Below are 21,744 nucleotides of genomic sequence, written 5' to 3'. Positions count from 1 at the left end.
CGTCGTTCGGCTTGTTCTCGCGGCGCCGGGTCAGGGCCGCCCGATCAGATGGGTCCGCTTGGTGCTCAGTGCGGGAAGTCTCCTGGACAACAGGTACCGGTTGGACGATCGGATCGCCGCCGGTGGCATGGGTGACGTGTGGCGCGGCACCGATGTCGTCCTGGGCCGCACCGTTGCGGTAAAGGTGCTGCGCACCGCGATGCTCGAGGATCCGGAGTTCGCCACCCGGTTCTACGGCGAGGCCCGGATGATGGCCGCCTTCCGTCACCCCGGCGTGGTCGAGGTCTACGACTACGCCAGCGACGGCGACTACGAGGGCCCGGAGAAGGTCGCCTATCTGGTGATGGCCCTGGTCGAGGGCGAGCCGCTGTCCAACCGGCTCAAGGACGGCCCGATCGACGTGGCCGAGACCATGTCGATCGTGGCTCAGGCCGCCGACGCGCTGCACGCCGCCCACGAGAACGGGATCGTGCACCGGGACGTCAAACCGGGCAACCTGATCGTCAAGCCGTCCGGCGCGGTGATCCTGGTGGACTTCGGTGTCGCCCGGTCGAACGCGATGACCAGCGTCACCGGCCTCAACGCGATCGTCGGCACCGCCCTCTACATGGCGCCCGAGCAGGTCGCCAAGGGCAACCTCACGCCCGGCACCGACATCTACGCGCTGGGCGCGGTGGCCTACCACTGCATCGCCGGCCACCCGCCGTTCGACGGCGACAACGCGCTGCAGGTGGCGCTGCGTCACCTGGAGGACGAGCCGGAGCCGCTGCCCGCGCACGTGCCCGACGAGGTGCGCTATCTGATCGGCCGGGCGATGGCGAAACAGCCCGCCGACCGGTTCCAGAGCGCCTCCGAGTTCGCCGAGGCGGCGATCCTCGCGGCCGGGCCGATGGACTGGAAACGTCTGACCGGCACCGCCCTGGTCGCCCCGATCAGCCCGGCCCGCCTGGGCACCGGCCAGTTCCCCACCGCGCCGATGAGCCCGGCCTCGATGGGTCAGCCCCCGGCCACCCGGCCGGTGCAGATGCCCCGTCCGGTGTCGCCGGCGCCTCCGCCGATGCCACCGATGCCCGTCTCGTCGCCCCGGCAGCAGCCGGGACAGCGGATCCTGATGTTCGCGGTCCTCGCCCTGTTCGTGATGGCCGGCGGGCTCGGCCTGATCTTCACCTTGACCGGCGGCGAGGACACCCCCAAGGGGGAGAACCCGGTGAAGCAGAACAATCCGGTCGAGGCGGTGCTGCCGACCGAGGAGGTCGTGCCCAGCGAGTCGCCCGACGACGACTACGAGGCGGAGACGACGGAGGCCACCGTCCGGCCGAGCAAGAGCCGGTCCGCGTCGCCCACCCCCGAAGAGTCCTCGTCCTCGCCGACGCCGGATGCCGAGCCGACGACGACCGAGCCGACCACCGAGCCGACGACCGAGCCGACCACCGAGCCGACCACCGAGCCGACCAAGGAACCGACGACCGAGCCGACGACCACCACGCCGACCCTGCCGCCGGTCATCGGCGACGGCGGCGCGGGCTGACAGGAAGCTCTCTAAGCCTCATCTGGGCCTGGCGGGCGCCGATGGTGCCGCCATGACACTCCAGACCTCTCCGGAGCCGGGGCCGTACTCCACCGCCCCGCCGTGGGCGAACCAGGCGGCACCCGCACCGGCAGCGCCGCCCACGGCGCCGCCCGGGGGGCAGGCCCCGCACGACGGTTTCGAGTACTACCAGCACGGTCAGCTGTTGGTGCGCTTCCCGGAGGAGGTGCTCGCCGGGGGCCGCCCGGACGCGCCCTCCTGGAAACCGGTGGTGGTCTGGACGTTCTTCCTCAGCGTCCTGGGCGTGGTCTCGGCGATGCGGCGGGCGGGCCGGGCCCGGCACTACGGGCGGCCGCGCCTGCGGTACTGGATGGCGTTCGGGCTCACCCTGGTGGTGGGCGGCGTGTTCTGGACGGCGCTGACGCTCAAGGTGGCGATCCCGCTCTACCTGAAGAACCAGGAGGCGGCGATCACCGCGGTGGTCGAGGGCGGCCTGCTCACCGACAACCGGATCAAGACCGAGATCGGCGCGGTCACCAGCGCGTCCTGCCAGCCGCAGGGGTACCGCGAGGCCGACGGGATGCTGTCCTACCTGTGCACCTTCAAGTTGGAGAAGGGCACCACCACCTCGGCGTACCTGATGACGGACGAGCGGGGGAACTGGGAGTTCGACACCGAGTGACGGCAGGCCGGATGCGGGGTCCGGCCTGCCACCCGCTCAAACAGCCACCGTTCAGAAGGTGATCGGCACGCCGGCCCGGACGAGCTGCCAGTTCTTCGTGAAGAAGTCCGCCGGGTCGATGCTGCCCTTCTCCTGCGCCCAGTCGATCAGCAGCTGACGGATCTCCTGCTGGGCGTTGTAGACCTGGGTCTTCACGATGCCCGGGAAGCTGCCGCCGCCGGAGCGCCGGTAGTTGTTGACGGCCACCACGAACCGCGCGTCCGCGGCCACGTCCACACCGTCGATCTGCAGGCGAGTGATCCGGCTGCCGACCGGCTGGGAGATGTCGATGTCGTAGTCGACACCGGAGAAGATGTCGTAGTTGTAGTCCGGGATCGCCGGGTCGCTGATCGTCTCCGGGTCGACCGGCGCGTCCGGGGCGACGGTGACGAAGTACTTCGCGGAGTACTCCAGGTACGCCTTCACCTCGGCGCCGGTCAGCACGACCGCCTCCAGGGTGTTGTCGTAGATGTAGAGGCCCGCGACGTCCTTGATCTTGACGTCGCCCTGCGGGAAGACCGCGGTCCGGCTGAACGGCGCGGCGATCGACAGGACCGGCAGTCCGGCGTACTCGGTGCCGGCCAGCGCCGCCGTGACCGTGTCGGTCTGCACCTTGTTGATGTAGTCGAGGATCGGGGTGTCCTCGTACCGGGAGGTCGCGGCGGAGAGCGTCGCGGTGGAGGTGGCGACCACCTGGTTGACGTAGGTGACGGTCTTCTCGTGCTGCTTGCGCACCACGGCGAGGACCTTGGGGTCGGCCTCGACGGTGTTGGTGTTCAGCGACGCGGCCGCCTTCTTGGTGATCTTCCAGCCGGTCTTGGCCCGGACCAGGTCGAAGTCCATCTTCGTCAGGCGCTGGCCCCACTTGGACGGCTCGGAGAGCAGCACCTGCTCGCCGGTCTTCGTGTTGGTGACGAACCGTTCGGCCACCTCGCGGTGCGCGTGCCCGAACAGGATCGCGTCGATGCCGGGAACCTGCTCGGCGATCAGCGCGGTCGGGTTCTCGTTGGGCAGCTCGTCGCCGTAGCTGGAGACGCCGCTGTCGCCGCCGTGCGCCGAGATCAGCACGATGTCGGCGCCGCGGGCCCGCATGACCGGCACCCACTTCGCCGCCGCGGCGACCATGTCGGTGAACGTCAGCTTGCCCTCGACGTTCGCCCGGTCCCAGATCGCCGAACCGGGGTTGGTCAGGCCGAGGATGCCCACCCGCAGGGTCGGCGCGTGCTTGCCGAGCGAGACCTTCTTGATGATGTACGGCGTGAAAGCCGGCTTACCGGTCTTGACGCTGATCGCGTTCGCGGCGAGGGCCGGGAACCCGAGCTGGCGGATCCAGAGGTTCAGCAGCGGCAGGCCGTAGTTGAACTCGTGGTTGCCGAGCGTCACCGCGTCGTACTGCAGCACGTTCATCGCCCGCGCCATCGGGTGCTTCTCACCGGTCGTGGTGATCGGCTCCTGCTTCGCGTAGTACGTCGCGAGCGGCGTGCCCTGGATGGTGTCACCGGCGTCGAGGACCAGCACCGGGCCGGTCGCCTCGGCACGCAGCTTCGTCACCAGGGCGGCCAGCTTGGCCACGCCGACGTCGTTGTGCGCGCTGTCGTCGTACTCCTTGTCCTGGTAGTAGTCCCAGTTGTAGACGTTGCCGTGGGTGTCGGACGTGCCGAGCACGGTGAGGCGGAAGGTCTGCGCGGGCTTCGAACCGCCGGCCTGCGCCGCCTCGGAGAAGACGAGCGGCGCGGCGACGGTGGCCGCCGAGGCGGCGAGGACGCTCCGCCGCGAGATGCCGGAGGGAAGGGTCATGTCGAACCTCTCACCATGAGTTTCCGTGGCGCGTCGTGGGCGCCGAAACCAGCACCATAACGGCGAATGGGCAAACTGGTCGATCGATCGGAGGTTGCGCGGAGATCAAATCTCGTCCAACGCCTCGATACCCAGCAGAAACATTCCGATCTGGAGGGTACGAGCGGTGAGGTCGGCCAGTGCCAGCCGGCTGGCCCGGGTCGGCTCGTCGGCCCGCAGCACCGGGCACCGCTCGTAGAAGACCGAGAACGCCGCGGCCAGGTCGTGCAGGTACGTGGTGAGCCGGTGCGGCTCGCGCAGGGCCGCGGCCGTCGCGATCGCCGGGTCCAGCCGGAGCAGGGCCAGCGCCAGTTCCCGCTCGGCCGGATCGGTGAGCCGGACCGGGCCGGGCCCGCCGTCGGCCTTCCGGAAGATCGAGCGGATCCGGGCGTACGCGTACTGCAGGTAGGGTCCGGTGTTGCCGACCGAGGCGAGCATCCGGTCCAGGTCGAACACGTAATCGCCCCGCCGGTCGGAGCACAGGTCGGCGTACTTGACCGCGGCGATGCCGATCGCCGGGACGGTGGCCCGGTCGACCGCCGCGTCGAGCAGGTCGGCGAGCCGGACGCTGGTCCCGGACCGGGTTCTGATCATGCAGCCGCTGGTGCTCAGGATCGCGCCGAAGCCGATGTGCTCGGCGGTGACGTCGTCGGGCAGCCAGCCGGCCGCCCGGGCCACCGCGAAGACCATCCGGAAATGGGTCTGCTGCGGCATGCCGACCACATAGAGCAGTTCAGTGGCACCGATCGTGCCGACCCGGTGCCGCAGGGCGGCGAGGTCGGTCGCCGCGTACCCGAAACCGCCGTCCGCCTTGCGGACGATCAGCGGAAGAGGAGCGCCGTCCCTGCCGGTGAACCCCGCCGGGAACGCGCAGAGGGCCCCGTCGCTCTCCGACAGCAGGCCCCGGGCCGCCAGGTCGTCGACCACGCCGGCCAGGTCGTCCTGATAGCTGCTCTCCCCCGCGAAGTCGTCCGGCCCGAGGGTCACGCCGAGGGTGTCGTAGACGGCCAGGAACGCCCTCTCGGACTGGGCGACCAGCCGCCGCCAGAGGTCCCGGGTCGCGCCGTCGCCGTTCTGCAGCGCCACCACCCGCAGCCGGGACCGGGTCCGGAAGTCCTCGTCGGCATCGAACCGGGCCCGCGCCGCCTGATAGAAACCGGTCAGATCACCGAGCGAGTGGTCGCCGTCCCCGGCCTCGGTCAGGTGCTCGATCAGCATCCCGAACGGGGTGCCCCAGTCGCCGAGGTGGTTGACCCGCCGCACGTCATGGCCCTGCCAGGAGAGCAACCGGGCCAGTGCGTCCCCGATGATCGTGGACCGCAGGTGGCCGACGTGCATCTCCTTGGCCACGTTCGGTCCGGAATAGTCGATCACGATGCGGGACGGGGCGGTCACCGGCGCGATGCCGAGCCGTTCGTCGTGCCGCAGCGCGTCCAGCGCGCCGGTGATCAGCTCGTCGGCGACGTGCAGGTTGAGGAAGCCCGGCCCGGAGACCACGGCGGTGGCCACCCCGGACAGATCGGCCGCGGCGGCGACCTCCGCCGCGATCTCCCGCGGCGGCCGGCCGAGGGACCGGGCCAGGGCGAGGGCCACCCCGGACTGGAAGTCGGCGTGCGGCGACACCCGCACGGCCGGATCGACCGGGGCACCGGCGACCGCCGCCAGGGCGGGCGCGAGCCGGTCGTGCAGCAGGGACTCGAGATTCATCGGTCGGCACTCCTCGGTGGGAACACGAAGACGGGTCGACCGGACACGGATCCCGCACCGGCGGACGACCCGCCGGGAGGGAGACATGCAACGTCAGCGGCGGCCTGGACGAGGCCGGCGTCGCACGCTGAAGCAGAACATGCCGGGAACCCTACCTACCGTGCGCGATGTCGGCGAGCGATTTCCAGAGCACCGCCACGAAGACCGCCGAGCCCGCGAACGCCACCCAGAACGGTGCGGCCACGCCGTAATGGGTGGCCAGCGTGCCGCCGAAAGCCGAGCCGACCACCAGTCCCCCGTACACGCAGATGGTGTTGACGCCGTTGACCCGGCCCTGCAGGTGTTCCGGAACGGCCCGCTGCCGGACCGTGGTGGAGATCGTGCCCCAGACGAACGCGTACCCGCCGAAGACGAAGAAGATCGGCATCGCGATCCACGGCGAGCTGGTGGCGGCCAGGGTCAGGTGGACGAGCACCTCGATCACCAGGCCGGTCCGCATCAGATTGCCGAGGCTGAAGCGTGCGGTCAGCCAGCCGTACGCGCCGGTGCCGAGCATCCCGCCCACCGCGGAGACCGTGGTGATCAGGCCGAATCCGATCTCGCCCAGTCCGAGGCGGTCCGAGGCGTAGAGCACCAGCACCGACCAGGCCGCCCCGAAGGTCACGTTGAACACCAGGATGGTCAGGCACAGTGTCCGGACCGGCGGATGGTGCAGCACCCAGCGGAAACCCTCGGCGATCTCCCGGCGTACCCCGGTGGTGGTGCCCGGGCCCGCGGCCCGGCGGCCGTGCGGCGGCAGGCGCACCCGGGAGATCAGCAGCATCCCGGCGGCCACCAGCAGCACCTCGGTGGCGAACGGCCAGACCCGCCCGGCGGCGAACAGCGCGGCACCGATCGGCGGCCCGGCCAACTGGTTGAGAGTGATGAACCCGGCCTGCAGACGGGTGTTCGCCAGCCCCAGATCGTCGCGGTGCACCAGCATCGGGGCGAGCGTGCCGGTGGTGTTGTCGGCGAACACCTCCGCGGTGCTGATCAGTCCCAGACCGAGCAGCGCCGAGGCGACCGTGAGCCGGCCGGTGGACAGGCCCACGACCATGGCGAACAGCACGACCAGGCGCAGCGCGTTGGCGGCCAGCACGATCCGCCGGCGGTCGTAACGGTCCGAGAGCACCCCGGCGTACAACCCGAACAGCAGTGGCGGCGCCCAGGTCAGCAACGCCGCCATCGAGATCAGGAACGGACCGTCGGTCAGCGAGGCCACCAGCAGCGGACCGGCCGCCGCGGCGATGCCGTCACCCAGGTTGGTCGACCAGGAGGAGGCGGCGAGCCAACGGAATCCGGCACCGAGACGGGGCGGCAGCAGGTTCTGGACGAGAGTGCTCACAAGGCGATCACCCTACGTCGATCCGGGCGCCCGGGCTGCCGGGTTCCGGCACACCGGGGAAGATGACCCGGTGCGAAACGACAACGGGGTGACCGTGACGTGGGACGAGGACGGCGACGGTGTGCTGCGCCTGCCGTCCGGGCGGCTGGTCCGCGGCCGCGGCCTGCGATCACCGATGCCGTCCGGGCATCCCCCGCAGTTCGGCGTCTACCTGCTGGGCTCCGCGCCGGATCAGTTCGGCTGGGAGAGCCGTTTCGTGCGCTGGCCGGACTTCTGGTTGCCGCGTGATCGCGCGTACACGACGGAGGTCTTGATCGAAGCTCTGCGCCGCTCCGGGAGTGAGCGGGTCGAGGTGGCCTGCGGCGGCGGCCGGGGACGCACCGGCACCGCGCTGGCCTGCCTGGCCGTGCTCGACGGGGTGCCGCCGGGCGAGGCGGTGGCGTTCGTCCGGGACGCCTACCACCGCCGTGCCGTCGAGACGCTCTGGCAGCGCCGCTTCGTGGAGCGTTTCCGGAGCTAGACACGTTCCGCAGTCAGGGTCTGCCCGCGTGGTGATTTCGGGCGGGCTGACCGCCCGTAATCACCACACCCCCACGGGTGTGGTGACTTCGGGCGTCCAGCGCGCCCGTAATCACCACACCCCCACCGGTGTGGTGACTTCGGGCGTCCAGCGCGCCCGTATTCAACACACCCCCACGGGTGTGGTGACTTGGGGCGTCCAGCGCGCCCGTAATCACCACACCCCCACGGGTGTGGTGACTTCGGGCGTCCAGCGCGCCCGAAATCACCACGCGGATGGGCTTCGCACCCTGACCACGAAACGTGTCCAGCTAGACCGGGGGCCGCCAGACGGTGAAGTCCTGCAGGTGGAAGTGGCTGGCCACGGTGCGGAAGGCGAACCACCCGCTGGGGTACGGGTCCGCGTCGGTCCAGTCGAAGACCAGCCGGTCGTCGCTGAAGTAGCGGATGTGCTGCCCGTCGACGGCGATCCGGACGCGCACCGGGGTGTTCGCCGCGATCAGCGGGGACGTGTAGTCGTAGATCAGCGGACGGTTGCCCGGCTCACCGACGTACTTCCGGAACCGGGTGGTGGTGTTGAGGTTGGCGCCCTGCCCGACGTAGTACGTCTTGAGATGGTCGTACTCGGCGAAGGCGCCCTGCCTTACGGTCGCGAAGATGTCGTCGGGTGAGCGGGCGTCACGCGCGTTCCAGAACGAGTTCAGGTCGGTGACCAGGTCGTTCGGTCCGCCGGCCTGGATCGGGGTGGCGGTGTACTCGATCTCGTAGGGGCCGGCGAGTTCCTGCTTGAGCCAGACGGTCGCGCCGCCGGGGACGTCGACGTCAAGAACGCCGTCACGGGCTTCCACCGTGCCGCCGCTCTGCAGCTCCGCAAACCACTTATCTGCATTTTTCGTGAAATTGTCGTGGGTAACGACCTGCCAGGCGTTCCCCGCCTTCGCCGTCGTCTGAATCCGGGGCCGCGCCGGGGGCCGCGCGCCGAACCCGAGGTAGAAATCGGTCAGCGTGGACTGCAGGTAACCCCGGACCGTCCAGCCGAGACGGTAGGCCGGATCGTGCGCCGGCGTGTAGAGACGCGTCGTGGTCGGGATGTTCGTGGTGAAGATCCGCAGCGCGGTGTGGTCCGCCGTCTCGGCGAGGAACTCCTCCCGCCAGTCGCCCAGGATGTCGCCGTAGAACGGGACCGCGTTGCGCCAGGACGACACCACCCCGGCCGGCTCGAAGATCTTCGCCGTCGTCGAGGTCCGCCAGTCCCACTTCTCCACGGAGGTGGTGTCCAGCAACTCGGAGCCGAGGTCGCCGTCCCACCAGATCCGGAAGTTGACGCTCGGTGTGCTCTTGGTGATCTGCCTGCCGTCGACGCTCCACACCCCGGCGCCCGGCAGGTCGCTGTTCGCGGTGGCCGCCCAGTACTCGTAGCCGGGTGTCCGCGGGTCGATGTCGGCGGTGGTGCCGCGCGGGACGTCCCAGAGCGTGGCGTCCTGCGGCACGTCCGGATGCACGCCGGTGACCAGCCGCTCCCCGGTCGCCGCGTCGTAGTAGTACCAGGGGAACGCGGTGAACACACCGCCTTCGGTCTGCTGGATGGCGTACCCCTCCAGCCCGGGGCGGGACGGGTCGAGGTCACCGATGTGGAACCGGTCGCCGTGGGTCGCGCCGGCCACCACGTACCGGAACGTGCCGTCGCTGTTCACCACGTAGTTGCCGTCCGCGATGTCGTCCCGGCCGTCCTGGTCGACGTCGACGATCCGCAGCTGGTGGAAGCTGGTGCCCTGGTCCGCGCCGCGGATGAACTTCCACCGCTCCCGCAGCGTCCGCCCGTCGTAGTCCCAGGCGACGAAGAGCACCCGGAAGTCGCCGCGCTTGGCGCCCACCCGGACCACCTGCTTGGTGATCAGGCTGGGATGCACGCCGTCCAGGTAGCCGACGCCGTACTGCCCGCCGGAGGTGCCGTCGGCCGCGAAGTCGCCGGCGACCGGGACACGCTCGCGTTCCACGCCGCTGCGGCCGTCGATCACCGAGACGAACTGGTCCAGTTCGCCGGCCCGGAGCAACGCACCGTCGGCGAAGACGGTCCCGTTCGCGGTCTTCACCACGACCTCGGCACGGCCGTCGCTGTCCAGGTCGTAGACGGTGACGTTGTCGTCGTTGCGGTAGCCGGCCACGTCGCCGTACCCGCTGACCGCGGCGGGCGGCGGGTCGTTGGCGGCGTTGCCACCGGCCCGGGCGTAGGACGCCGGCCCCAGGTCGACGCGCCACAGGTGCTCGCCGGCGAGGGTGTACGCCTCCAGATAGTTGGGCTTGTCCAGGTCGTAGGAGAGCCGGGACACCACGATCTCGTAGCGCCCGTCCCCGTCCAGGTCACCGGGCCAGGCGTGCTGCACGTAGTAGCCGGGCGCCTCAGACAGCGGGATGTCGCCGGGTGTGAACGCGGGGCCGCTCGCCGCCTGCTCCCGCCCGCGGACCACGGCCCGGACGGTGTACGCCCCGGAGCCCCGGGATCTGTCGGTGAAGGCGGTCGACGCGGTGACCGGTGTGGGGGTCAGCCGCCTGGCGCCCTTGTAGACGTGGAAGGCGATGTCCGTGCCGTACTCGGTGCCGAGCAGACGCCAGCTCAGGAAGGTCCCGCCGCCGGTGGCGGGCACCGCGACGAGCCCCCGGTCCAGCGACTCGACGATCCGTAGCGGGCTGCTCTCATGACGGCCACCGGCGGCGGCCGGGACGGGAAGGATGCCGGCGGCCAGCGTGAAGCCGGCCGCGGCGGCGATGAGCGCTCTCATCCGCCGGAAGGTAACCGACCACTGTGTATCGATATTTGCGAACTTTTGACGTCGAGTGCCGTGATCAGCTCGTTCAGCAACGCACTGAGGTCGTCGCCGACCGGCAGTTCGGCGATGCTGGCCCGGACCTTCCGGTCGACGCTGTCGTGCAGGCGGCGGCCACGGGCGGCCAGGTGCACCCGGATCCGCCGGCGGTCCACGTCGTCGCCGCGGCGGTACACCAGGTTGTCCTCGACCATCTGGTCGATCAGCCGGGTCAGGCTGCCGGGCGGCAGGGAGACCCGCTCGGAGAGGCCGGTCATGAAGTGGCCCTTGCCGTCGGCGAGGACGCAGAGCACCCGCCAGGCCTCCGGACCGCAGCCGTGGGTGTCGAGGATGCCGGCCAGACGGCGGGACAGCAGCCGTTCGGCACGGGTGAGCAGGTACATCAGATCATCGGAGCCCCGCATCGCTGGGATGTTACCGAACGGGGACCGGCTTTCCTGGAGATCGAGGCAACGATCCGCGACGATGGGGCCATGTCGGCCCCGGACACCCTCGACATCGCCCTCGTCGTGCCGCTGCGGGGCCCGGCCGGGATTCTCGGACCGAGCGCCGAGTCGTGTGCCGAGCTCGCCGCCGCCGAGGTGAACGCCGCCGGTGGCGTCCTCGGGCGTGAGGTGCGGCTGCTGCCGGTGGACGGCGGGGCGGCACCCGGCGCGGTGGCCGACGAGGTGGCCGCCCTGGTCACGTCGGGTGCGGTGCAGGGTGTCACCGGCTGGCACATCTCCTCGGTCCGGCAGGCGGTGGCGCCGCGGGTGGCCGGCCGGGTGCCGTACGTCTACACCGCGCTGTACGAGGGCGGCGAGAACACCGACGGCGTCTTCCTGACCAGCGAGACCCCGGACGTGCAGCTGTTCCCGGCGATCCGGTTGCTCGCCGCCGAACGCGGAGCCCGACGGTGGTTCGTGGTGGGCAACGACTACGTCTGGCCGCGCCGGACCGCGGCCGCCGCCCGCCGGTACGCCACCGGCGCCGGCCTGTCCGTGGTCGGCGAGACGTACGTGCCGCTGTCCACCCACGACTTCACCGACGTGCTTCGCGAGATCGAGCACTCCGCGGCGGACGCCGTGCTGATGCTGCTGGTGGGCACCGACGCGGTCCGTTTCAACCGGGCGTTCGCCCGTCGCGGGCTGGCCGCCCGGTGTCTGCGGCTGAGCACCCTGATGGACGAGAACATGCTGCTGGCCAGTGGCGCGACGGCCACCGAGGACCTGTTCAGCACGGCCGGTTTCTTCGCCGCCATGGTCACGCCGGAGAACCTCGACTTCCACGGCCGGTACGCCGCCCGGTTCGGTCCCGAGGCGCCACCGCTGGGCAGTCTGGGCGAGTCCTGCTACGAGGGGGTGCTTCTGCTGTCCGCCCTGATCGAGCGGGCCGGCCGGCTGGATCTGCGGGCGATCGGGGCGAACGCCGAGTCGGTCTGTTACGAGGGCCCACGGGGTCTCTTGCGGCTGCGGCGCCGGCACGTCAACCAACGGATCTATCTGGCGCAGGCCCGGGGTGTCGAGTTCGACGTGCTGACCCAGCTGTCTTGACAGGGCCGGCCACTTCGGACCAAGATGCTTCCAGCAGGAAGTAACAATGCGCCGATCCTTTATGGGTCGGCTTTTTTTATTGATCTCAACCAATGGAAGAAACGGCTTGTCAATCGCCGTGAAACTCGTCGGAAATCGATGAATCCAACACTGTCGTTACCCGGTTGACCAGCGCGGACCGGCGGTGTTCGGAGGATTCATGCTGAAAAGAACGATGGCTTTCGTCGCGGTGGCGGCGACTTTTGCGACCCTGACCGCCTGCGGCGCCAAGACCGACGAGAGCGGTGCCGCATCACCCGACGGCGCGGTCATCGACACCTCCGGGCCGACCGTCAAGGTCGGCCTGCTCAACTCCCTCTCCGGCACGATGGCGATCAGCGAGGTGACCGTCCGCGACTCGCTGCAACTGGCGATCGAGGAGATCAACGCGGCCGGCGGCGTGCTCGGTAAGCAGATCGAGGCGATCAGCGAGGACGGCGCCTCGGACTGGCCCACCTTCGCCGAGAAGTCCGGGAAACTGATCAGCGAGGACAAGGTGGCAGCGGTCTTCGGCTGCTGGACCTCGGCCAGCCGCAAGGCGGTCAAGCCGGTCTTCGAGAAGAACAAGGCGCTGCTGTTCTATCCGGTGCAGTACGAGGGCCTGGAGCAGTCGCCGTACATCTTCTACACCGGCGCGACCACCAACCAGCAGATCGTCCCGGGACTGGACTACCTCAAGGCGCAGGGGAAGACGAGCGTCTACCTGGTCGGCAGCGACTACGTCTTCCCGCGGACCGCTAACAAGATCATTAAGGCGTACGCCGAGGCCAACGGCATGAAGGTCCTGGGCGAGGACTACGCGCCGCTCGGCTCCACCGAGTTCTCCACGATCGTCAACAAGGTCAAGGCGTCCGGCGCCTCGGCGGTGTTCAACACCCTCAACGGCGACAGCAACGTGGCCTTCTTCAAGGAGTACAAGTCGGCCGGGCTGACCGCCGGCGCCATGCCCGTGGTCTCCGTCTCGATCGCCGAGGAGGAGGTCAAGAGCATCGGCACGCAGTACCTGGCCGGGCAGCTGACCGCCTGGAACTACTACCAGACCACGGAGGGCGCGGCGAACGAGAAGTTCGTCAAGGCCTACAAGGCGAAGTACGGCGCGGACAAGCCGACCAGCGACCCGATGGAGGCCGCGTACGTCTCGGTCCACCTGTGGAAGGCGATGGTCGAGAAGGCCGGCACCTTCGAGGTGGAGAAGGTCAAGGCAGCCTCGGACGGCATCACCTTCGACGCCCCCGAAGGACTGGTCACGGTGGACGGCGCGACCCAGCACATCCACAAGACCGCCCGGATCGGCAGGATCGGCGACGACGGCCTGATCACCGAGGTGTGGAACTCCGGTCAGCCGGTCAAGCCGGACCCCTACCTCAAGGGTTACAGCTGGGCGACCGGGCTGTCCTGATGACCCTCGTCCTCAGCCAGCTCTTCACCGGGATCAGCATCGGGGCCGTACTGCTCCTGATCGCCCTCGGGCTCTCGCTGACCTTCGGCCAGATGAACGTGATCAACATGGCGCACGGCGAGCTGATCATGGTCGGCGCGTACACCGTCTACGTCCTCCAGCAGGTGATCAGCGGCGCCGGGTGGTCGCTGCTGATCGCCCTGCCGGTGGCGTTCGCGGTGGCCGGCCTGATCGGCGTCCTGCTGGAGGTGTCGTTGATCCGCCGCCTCTACCTGCGGCCACTGGACACCCTGCTCGTCACCTGGGGTGTCTCGCTGCTGCTCCAGCAGCTCGCCCGGGACGTCTTCGGCGCGCCCAACGTGCAGACCCGCGCACCGGAGATCCTGACCGGCAGCATCCGGATCACCGACGACCTGGCGATCTCCAGCAGCCGGGTGTTCATCCTGGTGCTGGCGCTGGCCGCGGTCGCCGCCGTGACCCTCGTGCTGCGGACCACGCCGCTGGGCCGGCGGATCCGGGCCGTGGTGCAGAACCGCGACCTGGCCGCCGTCTCCGGCCTGGCCACCGGCCGGATCGACCGGCTGACCTTCTTCATCGGGTCCGGGCTGGCCGGGATCGCCGGGGTCGCGCTGACCCTGATCGGCCCGATCGGCCCGGCCATGGGCACCAACATCATCGTCAACGCGTTCCTGGTCGTGGTGGTGGGCGGCATCGGCCAGCTGAAGGGCACCGTGATCGTCGCGTTCGTGCTCGGCGTGCTGCAGTCGATGGTCGAGTACACCACCACGACCAGCGTCGCCAGCGTGATCGTCTTCGTCACGATCGTCGCCTTCCTGCAGTGGCGCCCGCAGGGGCTGTTCACCCTCCGCACGAGGAGCCTGGCATGAGACGACCACTGATAGGTTTCGGACTGGCGGCCGTCGCCCTGTTCGGCGTGGCCCCACTGGTCCTCGGCGACTTCCGGCTCAACCTGCTCGCGAAATACCTCTGCCTGGCGATCGTCGCGGTCGGCATCGGCCTGGCCTGGGGGCGGGGCGGCATGCTCACCCTCGGACAGGGGGTGTTCTTCGGGCTCGGTGGCTACGCGATGGCCATGCACCTCAAGCTCGCCGACGCGGGCCCCGGTGAGCTGCCCGACTTCATGCAGTTGTACGGGCAACTCGACGAACTGCCCTGGTGGTGGCGACCGTTCGCGAACCCGGTGTTCGCGATGGCCGCCACCGTGCTGCTGCCGATGCTGGTCGCCCTGCTCCTCGGTCTGCTGATCTTCCGGCGGCGGGTCCGCGGCGCGTACTTCGCGATCCTGTCCCAGGCCCTCTGCGCCGCCTTCGCGATCTTCCTGATCGGGCAGCAGGGCACCACCGGCGGCACCAACGGGCTCACCGACATCCGGGGCTTCTTCGGGTACGACCTGAACGACCCGCTCAACCGCCGGACCGTCTACTTCATCATCGCCGCGAGCCTGCTCGCCGTCCTCGCCCTGACCTGGCAGCTCATCCGCAGCCGCTACGGCGAACTGCTGGTGGCGGTCCGCGACGGCGAGGAACGGGTGCGGTTCCTCGGCTACGACCCGGCGAACGTCAAACTCGTCGCGTACGTCGCCGCCGCGGGCATGGCCGGACTGGCCGGCGCCCTCTTCGTCCCCGCCGTGGGGATCATCTCGCCGGCCCTGATCGGCGTGGTCCCGTCGATCGAATTCGTCATCGGCGTCGCCGTCGGCGGCCGGGCCAGCCTGGTCGGGCCGGCCCTCGGCGCCGTCGCGGTGGCCTGGGCCAAGACCGCCCTGTCCGAGCGGGCACCGTCGGCCTGGACGTACTTCGAGGGCCTGCTCTTCATCCTGCCGATCGTGTTCCTGCCCGGCGGTCTGGCCTCACTGGCCCGGCTCCGGCCCTCGTGGCGCCGGCGGCAGGCCCGGATCCCCGCGGAGGCAACCCCATGAGCGGCCTGACCATTCGCGGTCTCACAGTGACCTTCGACGGATTCGTCGCGGTCGGCGGCGTCGACCTGGACATCCCGGACGGCGACGTCCGTTTCATCATCGGGCCCAACGGCGCCGGCAAGACCACCCTGATCGACGCGGTCACCGGCCTGGCCCGGGCCGGCGGCTCGGTCACCTTCGACGGACAGGAACTGCTCGGCCGCAAAGTCCACAGGATCGCCCGGATGGGCGTCGGCCGCACCTTCCAGACCGCCACGGTCTTCGAGGAACTCACCGTCCTGCAGAACCTGGACATCGCCGCGGGCTGGGCGCGCGGGCCGCTCACCCTGCTGCGCACCCGCCGGGCCGTTCCCCCCGAGGTCGAGAAAGCCCTGGAGACGGTACGCCTGACCGCCGTGCGCGACAGCCCCGCCGGAACGCTCGCCCACGGCCAGAAGCAGTGGCTCGAGATCGGCATGCTGCTGGTCCAGAATGCCCGCCTGTTCCTGCTCGACGAGCCGGTCGCCGGCATGAGCCACGAGGAACGCGACGCCACCGGTGAACTGCTCGGACTGCTCAGTGCGGACCACACGATCGTGGTGATCGAACACGACATGGACTTCCTGCGGCGCTTCGCCCGGACCGTCACCGTCATGCACGCCGGGAAGGTCCTCTCCGAAGGCACCGTGGCGCAGGTGCAGGCCGACCCGAGGGTCCAGGAGGTCTATCTGGGGCACGCGGTAGGGGAGGCCGTCTGATGCTGAGCTTCGAGGACGTCCACGCCGGGTACGGCCGCAGCGTGGTACTGCACGGCGTCAGCCTGTCCGTGCCGGCCGACGGCGTCGCCGCGGTGCTGGGCCACAACGGCGCCGGCAAGAGCACCCTGCTGCGCGCCGCGATCGGCCTGCTCACCCCGCGGTCCGGCCGCATCCTGCTGGACGGCGACGACATCACCGGCCTGGCACCGCACGACCGGGTGGCGCGCGGGATGGCGTACGTCCCGCAGGGTCAGCAGAGTTTCCCGCACCTGACCACCGCCGAGAACCTGCAGTTGGTCGCCGACGGCCGCCGCGACGGCCGCGCGGCGACGGCCGAGTCGCTGGACCTCTTCCCCGCGCTGAAGGACCTGCTCCCCCGCAGGGCCGGTCTGCTCTCCGGCGGCCAGCGCCAGCAACTCGCCCTGGCCCGGGCCCTGATCACCCGCCCCCGTCTGCTGCTGCTCGACGAACCGACCGAGGGCATCCAGCCGTCGGTCGTCGCCGAGATCGAACAGACCATCCTGTCGCTGGCCGCCCGCGGCGGCCTCTCGGTCCTGCTGGTCGAGCAGCACGTGGGGTTCGCCCTGCGGGCCGCCCGCACCTATCACGTCCTGGAGGCCGGCCGGGTGACCTCCACCGGCGACGGCGGCGCCGACGCCGAGCCCCGCGTTCGCCGGGCTCTCACCGTCTGACTCCGCGCCGGCTCCTACCGGTTCCGGTAGGGGTCGGCGATCTCCAGGGGATTCAGCACCGGCGCGGCCAGGGCCCGCAGCGCCGGTGCGGCCAGGTAGTACCGGCCCCGGGTCTGGCCGTGCTGCTCCAGCGCACCCGCCCGGACCAGCGCACGCAGGTCACGGACCGCCTGGTCGTCGGTGAGCGTCTCGTCCCGCTGGTAGACCGTGCGACGGACCCGGCCACCGGCCGCGGCGACGGTCAGGGCACTGACCGCCCGGTCGGGCAGCCCGCGGGCACCGGCCCATCCCTCCAGGAGCTCCCAGAGCCGGCCGGCCCGGTCCAGGCGCCCCCGGACCCGCTGGGCCTGCTGGTGGTGGGCACTGAGACAGAACCGGACCCACGCCCCGGTCCCGCCGTCCGGACTCCATGACGCGCTGCCGGTATCCGCGAGGGCGTCGTAGTAGGCATAGGTGTTCCGGCCCGCACCCAGCCACTCCTCGATCGAGGAGAACTCCGGAGCCAGGACGCCGTCCCGGGCCAGGACCAGGGTGTGCAGGCAGCGCGCCATCCGCCCGTTGCCGTCCCGCCAAGGATGGATCTTCACCAGGTTCAGGTGGGCCATCGAGGCCCGGACCAGCAGAGGTACGCCGGGGTCCGCGTCGGCGAGCCAGGAGACCAGCTCGCCGATCAGGACGGGGACGTCGTCGGCGTCCGGACCGGTGTAGACCCGGCGCCCGGTGTTCTCCTCGTCGACGTAGATGTCGCCGGGACGGAAGCGGCCGGGCCATTTGCCGAGCTCATGGCGCATCATCATGAAATGCAGCGAGTTCAGCAGCATGTGCTGCCACGCGAACTCCCGGGACTGGGCGAGCTGCTGCACATAGGTGAGGGCGTCGCGGTATCCGGTGATGACGTCCCAGGTCGCCGGTCCGGTCTCCATCGGGTCCTCCCCCGCGACGGCGGCGACCGCGTCGTCGAGCCCGACCTGGTATCCCTCGATCGAGTTGGACCCCTGGATGGCGTGGGCGATCAGATGGCGGCGCAACTGGCCGGTCCACCGGCGCGGCTCGGCGACCTGATAGCGCAACCACTCGCGCATCGCCTCCACCTCGGCGAGCACGCGCTCGTCCGCCGCGGTAAGTGCGGGAGTGGGATAGAGCATCCACCGATCATAGAATAATTCCGGGGTCATGCTGAAATCTTTCCGGCACTCGCCCCGGTGACGCGCCCGGCCCGAGATCCATTAGGTTGAGCCACCGTGGCGAGAGTCGGGCAGTACGCGGTGCGGGTGGTCCTGTCGCCGTGCACGTGGATCGTCGGGGTGGCGATCTGGTTCTTCTCACGGTGGGCCCATGCCCAGTACGTGAACATGTCGGTCGGCGCCTGCGACCTGGGGATCTTCTACCAGGCGGTGCAGGGGTGGGCGTTCGGCGGCTGGCCCTATGTGCCGATCAAGGGGTATCCGCAGATCGGGGACCACTTCTCGCCGATCTACGCGGTGCTGGCGCCGATCGCGTGGGCGTACGACTCGCCGATCACGCTGGTGTACGCGCAGGTGGTGCTGATCTGCCTGTCCGGTGTGCCGATCTACCACATCTTCCGGCGGCGGTTCGGGATCCTCGCGGGCACCGGGATGCTGCTCGCCTACCTGGGCAGCCACGCCGTGCTCGGCACCATCCAGTTCCCGGTGCACGAGGTGATGTTCGGGGCGCTGTTCCTCGCCTGGGGCCTGGAACGGGCGCTGGCCGGCCGGTGGACGCAGGCCACGATCCTGTTCGCGCTGCTGGTCACCGTCAAGGAGGACGGCGGCCTGATGTGCGCGCTGCTCGCCCTGTACGCGCTGCTCAACCGCCGCCTCAAGCACGCGGTGTTCCTGGTGCTGTGGGGCGCCTTCTGGTTCCTGATCAGCCTCAAGGTGATCATCCCGGCGCTCAACCCGGGCGGGTTCACCTACGCCGTGGACTACCAGCAGAGCCTGCACGCGGACGGGATCTTCGCCGGCATCCCGTACATGCTCAGCCACCCGCTGGAGATCCTGAACCTGATGTACGACCAGCCGGCCAAGGTCGAGACGTGGCAGCAACTGCTGATCCCGATCGGGTTCGCCGCGCTGGCCTCGCCGCTGGCGCTGCTGATCGCGCCGGTGATGCTGAGCCGGATGCTGTCGTCGCGGGAGACCCAGTGGTCCTCGCACCTGTACTACGACATGCCGCTGATGCCGATCCTGTTCGCGGCGGTGGCCGACGGTGCCCGCCGGATCGGGAGCCTGGTCGACCGGCTGCGCGGGCTGGGACCGGATCGCGACTGGGCGATGGCTTCGCGCGTACCGAAAACGGAAGAGGGTGCGGAGACCGCCGAGGCCGCGGCAGAGGAGAAGAAGCGCCCGTGGTGGCAGGTGCGGACCGGAGCGATCCTGGCGAGTGTCGCGGCCGTCACCTTCGTCTGGTTCGCCTGGCAGGACTTCCGCGAGGACAACATCCTGAAGTGGTATCAGGAGGGTCAGCCGGCGTTCGGCAACCACCTGGTGGTCGCCGAGGCGAAGCAGGCCTTCACGCACATCCCGGCGGACGTCACCGTCCGGGCCACGAACAACCTGCTGATCCCGCTGCTGTCGACCAACGAGGTCACGCTGATCGGCTCGAACGTCGACGAGGGCGACTGGGCGGTCGTCGACACGGTCAACCCGAGCTGCCCGATCGGCAAGGGCGACATCCCGAAGATCATGCAGCAGCTGGACGGGATGGGTTTCCGGGAGGTCTTCTCGACCGGCCGGATCAAGGTGCTGAACCGGACCGCCGAGGCGACCCAGCCGATCCGCGGGACCGGCCAGGCCAGCTGACGCGGATGGTCCGCCGGACCGGATCCGGCGGACCGCGGACGTCCGGTCAGACCTTGCGGTCCGGGTACTCGGCGAGGACCTTCTGCACTTCGGCGCGCAGGGCCTCGATGCCGCCGAGGATCTGGCCGTAGGCGCCGGGGGCCGGGATCGGGTCGCCGCCGCGGGTCTTGCCGCGCAACTCCAGGCCCCACGGGTCGCCGATCATGTCGAGGACGTTGCGGCGGTAGGACTTCGGGTCCGCCGGGTTGTCCGCCGACCAGTCCGGGCGGGTGTTGACCAGGGTCTCGTTCGCGGTCGCCTTGGGGAGCTTGGACAGGATGTTCGCTTCGATCTTGTCGGCTCGGGCGTCGATCTGCGCGGTCAGCCACTTCTTGTCGGCGTCGGTCAGTGCCACGGGGATGTCCTCCAGGTGCCAGGAAGCCTTCGATGCTTCGCGTGCGGTTTCGTACGACGAGGAGAAGTGCGCGTGCTCGGTGTGCGGGCTGGCCCCGTTGTACGAGCTCTGCCGCCAGGAGTTCGACGCCTCCCAGATGCGGCGGTTGAAGATGATGTACCGCAGCCGCTTCTCGGCACCGCTGCGACAGCGGCCGAGGATGTGCTGCACCACCTTCTCCATGGTCAGGTTCGACGTTCGCAGGTCGGCGGTGGCGTCGAACGCGTGCACCTCGTGTTTGGAGTCGGCGTCGCGGATCGGCACCCGGCCGACCTCGTCGTCGTTGTGGTCGGAGACGGAAGCCTGGTGGGCCGCGTCACCTATGGTGCCGTCGCTGGCGCGGCTGCGGCCGGGGGCGATCGCGTCGAGCTCGGCCCGCAGTTGCACCAGACAGGGCACCAGAACCCAATCTGCCATCAGGTCTCCCTTTCAGCGCTATCGTTCGACAATCCAGCAAATATGCCCCGTGGAATTCACTGAATACCGCCGATACCACTGGATAAAACTGACCTGTTCGGACGAGGGTCATCACTGTGGGTGAATGGGATCGCGAAATCGCAGGTCCACGCGCCGCGTTCCGGACGTGCCAACATCGAGGTCTGTGACCCCGATCACCACCCGAACCGGTCGGGGTAGACGACCGCGGCGAGCTCGTTCTGGCCCTCGACGTTGGGGTGGAAGTAGTCGATCCGGTTCACCAGGTCGAGATCGAAGCGGACCTCGTGCGCCCGCCCGCCGTCGGTGCGGCAGCGTCTGCCGTACGCCTTGCAGGCCAGCCGCAGCTGCTCGTTGTACGCCTCGATCCGGTCCCGGACCCGCTTGCGCCGCGCGTCGTCGGCGTCCGCGCGGGAGGCCGGATCGGCCAGCATGGACGGGCAGATCCGGCCCTGCGCCCAGACCCGGACGGCCTCGTCGTCGGTGCGCCCGACCTGCCAGAGCCGGTAGAGGTCGGGGATGCTGACCACCAGCACCCGCGCCTTGGGCAGGCCCTTCCTGAGCCGTTTCAGCCCGCGGTCGACCTCCTTGCGGAAGGTCGCGACCGTGGTCATGTCCTGGACCCGGCCGGCGCACGCGTCGTTCGCGCCGATCAGGACGGTCACGTACTGCACCCCGAGGTCGACCGCGCGGGTGGCCTGGGCGGCGAGCGCGTCCGCCTCGGCGCCGGGCTCGGCGAGGTTGTGCGCCTCGCCCTTGATCTTCGGGTTGTCCTCGAGGATGCGCCGGTAGTGGCTGCTCACCGCGGACGACGAGCCGGTCGACCAGGAGTTGCGGGTGCAGGCGACGAAGACCGGGCAGCTGCCGAACCCGGCGGTGATCGAGTCGCCGAGGGCGGCCATCGACGAGGGCAGCGAGGTCGTGGACCGGGACGGCTCCGGCTCGCCGGTCGGCCCCGGGTCCGCGCCGGCGCCGTCGCAGGCCAGAGCGAGCGCGGCGAGCAACGCCAGCGCCAGTGAGGTCCGATGTCGATACGTCATCCTCCCGGCACGATAGGCGACCCACCGGCGATCAGGAAATCACCGAGAGTCACTTTTCGCATAGGGGTCACTGGGTTCGTCCATAGGTCTCCCCCAGACTCCGCACCTAACTTGGCTCCTCGCCAGCGCATTCTGCAGAGGGGAAACCACCATGAC

General features: G+C 69.8%; 18 protein-coding genes. 10 read left to right on the top strand and 8 right to left on the bottom strand.

The features are described 5' to 3' along the window. Window positions 1-61 precede the first annotated feature (61 nt). Both QSK32_RS09995 and QSK32_RS09990 read left to right on the top strand, forming a co-directional pair. The gene (locus tag QSK32_RS09995; protein ID WP_285471904.1) at window positions 62-1,528 is read left to right on the top strand and encodes a serine/threonine-protein kinase; all 1,467 of its coding nucleotides are present in this window, start codon (window positions 62-64) and stop codon (window positions 1,526-1,528) included. Window positions 1,529-1,580: 52 nt separating this feature from the next. Then, complete coding sequence (locus tag QSK32_RS09990; RefSeq protein WP_045743462.1) at window positions 1,581-2,210, top strand: sulfite exporter TauE/SafE family protein; 630 nt, start codon at window positions 1,581-1,583, stop codon at window positions 2,208-2,210. 51 nt (window positions 2,211-2,261) lie between these two features. Here the strand turns inward: QSK32_RS09990 and QSK32_RS09985 are convergent, their stop codons facing one another. From QSK32_RS09985 to QSK32_RS09975, 3 genes are all read right to left on the bottom strand, one after another. After that, window positions 2,262-4,046 carry a bifunctional metallophosphatase/5'-nucleotidase gene (locus QSK32_RS09985; protein WP_285471727.1) on the bottom strand — a complete coding sequence of 595 codons (1,785 nt, stop codon included), beginning with the start codon at window positions 4,044-4,046 and terminating at the stop codon, window positions 2,262-2,264. Between the two features lie 105 nt (window positions 4,047-4,151). Next, window positions 4,152-5,792, bottom strand: a complete 1,641-nt coding sequence (gene argS, locus QSK32_RS09980; protein WP_285471726.1) for an arginine--tRNA ligase — start codon at window positions 5,790-5,792, stop codon at window positions 4,152-4,154. Between the two features lie 151 nt (window positions 5,793-5,943). After that, window positions 5,944-7,176 carry an MFS transporter gene (locus tag QSK32_RS09975; protein ID WP_285471725.1) on the bottom strand — a complete coding sequence of 411 codons (1,233 nt, stop codon included), beginning with the start codon at window positions 7,174-7,176 and terminating at the stop codon, window positions 5,944-5,946. A gap of 70 nt (window positions 7,177-7,246) precedes the next feature. Here QSK32_RS09975 and QSK32_RS09970 point away from each other — a divergent pair, with 70 nt between their 5' ends. Further along, a complete protein-coding gene (locus tag QSK32_RS09970; RefSeq protein ID WP_425394655.1) occupies window positions 7,247-7,696 on the top strand; it encodes a protein-tyrosine phosphatase family protein in 450 nt (149 codons plus the stop codon). Between the two features lie 310 nt (window positions 7,697-8,006). Here the strand turns inward: QSK32_RS09970 and QSK32_RS09965 are convergent, their stop codons facing one another. Both QSK32_RS09965 and QSK32_RS09960 read right to left on the bottom strand, forming a co-directional pair. Then, entirely contained in the window at window positions 8,007-10,475 is a 2,469-nt protein-coding gene (locus tag QSK32_RS09965; protein WP_285471724.1) for a rhamnogalacturonan lyase family protein, read from the bottom strand. After that, on the bottom strand, window positions 10,472-10,924 hold the full coding sequence (locus QSK32_RS09960; RefSeq protein WP_045743458.1) for a MarR family winged helix-turn-helix transcriptional regulator: 453 nt from the start codon (window positions 10,922-10,924) through the stop codon (window positions 10,472-10,474). The genes QSK32_RS09965 and QSK32_RS09960 overlap by 4 nt, the downstream gene beginning before the upstream one ends. Before the next feature lie 69 nt (window positions 10,925-10,993). Between QSK32_RS09960 and QSK32_RS09955 the strand changes: the two genes are divergently transcribed. The 6 genes from QSK32_RS09955 to urtE all read left to right on the top strand — a co-directional run bounded on the left by QSK32_RS09955 (window position 10,994) and on the right by urtE (window position 16,858). Next, window positions 10,994-12,052: a substrate-binding domain-containing protein gene (locus tag QSK32_RS09955; protein WP_045743457.1), complete on the top strand. Its 1,059-nt coding sequence runs from the start codon at window positions 10,994-10,996 to the stop codon at window positions 12,050-12,052. A 199-nt stretch (window positions 12,053-12,251) separates the two neighbouring features. Next, entirely contained in the window at window positions 12,252-13,490 is a 1,239-nt protein-coding gene (gene urtA / locus QSK32_RS09950; protein ID WP_045743456.1) for an urea ABC transporter substrate-binding protein, read from the top strand. Then, window positions 13,490-14,377, top strand: a complete 888-nt coding sequence (gene urtB, locus QSK32_RS09945) for an urea ABC transporter permease subunit UrtB (RefSeq protein ID WP_045743455.1) — start codon at window positions 13,490-13,492, stop codon at window positions 14,375-14,377. Before urtA ends, urtB begins: the two co-directional genes overlap by 1 nt. Beyond that, on the top strand, window positions 14,374-15,429 hold the full coding sequence (gene urtC / locus QSK32_RS09940; protein WP_045743454.1) for an urea ABC transporter permease subunit UrtC: 1,056 nt from the start codon (window positions 14,374-14,376) through the stop codon (window positions 15,427-15,429). Before urtB ends, urtC begins: the two co-directional genes overlap by 4 nt. Continuing rightward, window positions 15,426-16,166, top strand: a complete 741-nt coding sequence (urtD, locus tag QSK32_RS09935; RefSeq protein WP_045743453.1) for an urea ABC transporter ATP-binding protein UrtD — start codon at window positions 15,426-15,428, stop codon at window positions 16,164-16,166. Before urtC ends, urtD begins: the two co-directional genes overlap by 4 nt. Next, on the top strand, window positions 16,166-16,858 hold the full coding sequence (urtE, locus tag QSK32_RS09930) for an urea ABC transporter ATP-binding subunit UrtE (RefSeq protein WP_285471723.1): 693 nt from the start codon (window positions 16,166-16,168) through the stop codon (window positions 16,856-16,858). The genes urtD and urtE overlap by 1 nt, the downstream gene beginning before the upstream one ends. Before the next feature lie 14 nt (window positions 16,859-16,872). Here urtE and QSK32_RS09925 read toward each other — a convergent pair whose 3' ends face one another. Continuing rightward, window positions 16,873-18,003 (bottom strand): Fic family protein, encoded by a 1,131-nt coding sequence (locus tag QSK32_RS09925; protein WP_285471722.1) that lies wholly within the window; start codon window positions 18,001-18,003, stop codon window positions 16,873-16,875. A 96-nt stretch (window positions 18,004-18,099) separates the two neighbouring features. Between QSK32_RS09925 and QSK32_RS09920 the strand changes: the two genes are divergently transcribed. After that, complete coding sequence (locus tag QSK32_RS09920) at window positions 18,100-19,680, top strand: DUF2079 domain-containing protein (RefSeq protein WP_045743450.1); 1,581 nt, start codon at window positions 18,100-18,102, stop codon at window positions 19,678-19,680. Window positions 19,681-19,726: 46 nt separating this feature from the next. Here QSK32_RS09920 and QSK32_RS09915 read toward each other — a convergent pair whose 3' ends face one another. Together QSK32_RS09915 and QSK32_RS09910 are read right to left on the bottom strand one after the other, a co-directional pair. Beyond that, entirely contained in the window at window positions 19,727-20,530 is an 804-nt protein-coding gene (locus QSK32_RS09915; protein ID WP_285471721.1) for a hypothetical protein, read from the bottom strand. Window positions 20,531-20,724: 194 nt separating this feature from the next. Beyond that, complete coding sequence (locus tag QSK32_RS09910; protein ID WP_285471720.1) at window positions 20,725-21,588, bottom strand: GDSL-type esterase/lipase family protein; 864 nt, start codon at window positions 21,586-21,588, stop codon at window positions 20,725-20,727. Window positions 21,589-21,744 lie beyond the last annotated feature (156 nt).

The organism is Actinoplanes sp. NBRC 101535, assembly GCF_030269225.1.
Classification (GTDB): domain Bacteria; phylum Actinomycetota; class Actinomycetes; order Mycobacteriales; family Micromonosporaceae; genus Actinoplanes; species Actinoplanes rectilineatus.
This window is presented reverse-complemented; position numbering and strand designations above follow the sequence as displayed.

Excerpts from the sequence above, each read along its gene's own strand:
- QSK32_RS09925 (WP_285471722.1), bottom strand. The coding sequence starts at position 18,003 with ATGCTCTATCCCACTCCCGCACTTACCGCGGCGGACGAGCGCGTGCTC.
- urtB (WP_045743455.1), top strand. The coding sequence starts at position 13,490 with ATGACCCTCGTCCTCAGCCAGCTCTTCACCGGGATCAGCATCGGGGCC.
- QSK32_RS09915 (WP_285471721.1), bottom strand. The coding sequence starts at position 20,530 with ATGGCAGATTGGGTTCTGGTGCCCTGTCTGGTGCAACTGCGGGCCGAG.
- QSK32_RS09955 (WP_045743457.1), top strand. The coding sequence starts at position 10,994 with ATGTCGGCCCCGGACACCCTCGACATCGCCCTCGTCGTGCCGCTGCGG.
- urtE (WP_285471723.1), top strand. The coding sequence starts at position 16,166 with ATGCTGAGCTTCGAGGACGTCCACGCCGGGTACGGCCGCAGCGTGGTA.
- urtA (WP_045743456.1), top strand. The coding sequence starts at position 12,252 with ATGCTGAAAAGAACGATGGCTTTCGTCGCGGTGGCGGCGACTTTTGCG.
- QSK32_RS09960 (WP_045743458.1), bottom strand. The coding sequence starts at position 10,924 with ATGCGGGGCTCCGATGATCTGATGTACCTGCTCACCCGTGCCGAACGG.
- urtC (WP_045743454.1), top strand. The coding sequence starts at position 14,374 with ATGAGACGACCACTGATAGGTTTCGGACTGGCGGCCGTCGCCCTGTTC.
- QSK32_RS09985 (WP_285471727.1), bottom strand. The coding sequence starts at position 4,046 with ATGACCCTTCCCTCCGGCATCTCGCGGCGGAGCGTCCTCGCCGCCTCG.
- QSK32_RS09965 (WP_285471724.1), bottom strand. The coding sequence starts at position 10,475 with ATGAGAGCGCTCATCGCCGCCGCGGCCGGCTTCACGCTGGCCGCCGGC.
- QSK32_RS09910 (WP_285471720.1), bottom strand. The coding sequence starts at position 21,588 with ATGACGTATCGACATCGGACCTCACTGGCGCTGGCGTTGCTCGCCGCG.
- QSK32_RS09990 (WP_045743462.1), top strand. The coding sequence starts at position 1,581 with ATGACACTCCAGACCTCTCCGGAGCCGGGGCCGTACTCCACCGCCCCG.
- urtD (WP_045743453.1), top strand. The coding sequence starts at position 15,426 with ATGAGCGGCCTGACCATTCGCGGTCTCACAGTGACCTTCGACGGATTC.
- argS (WP_285471726.1), bottom strand. The coding sequence starts at position 5,792 with ATGAATCTCGAGTCCCTGCTGCACGACCGGCTCGCGCCCGCCCTGGCG.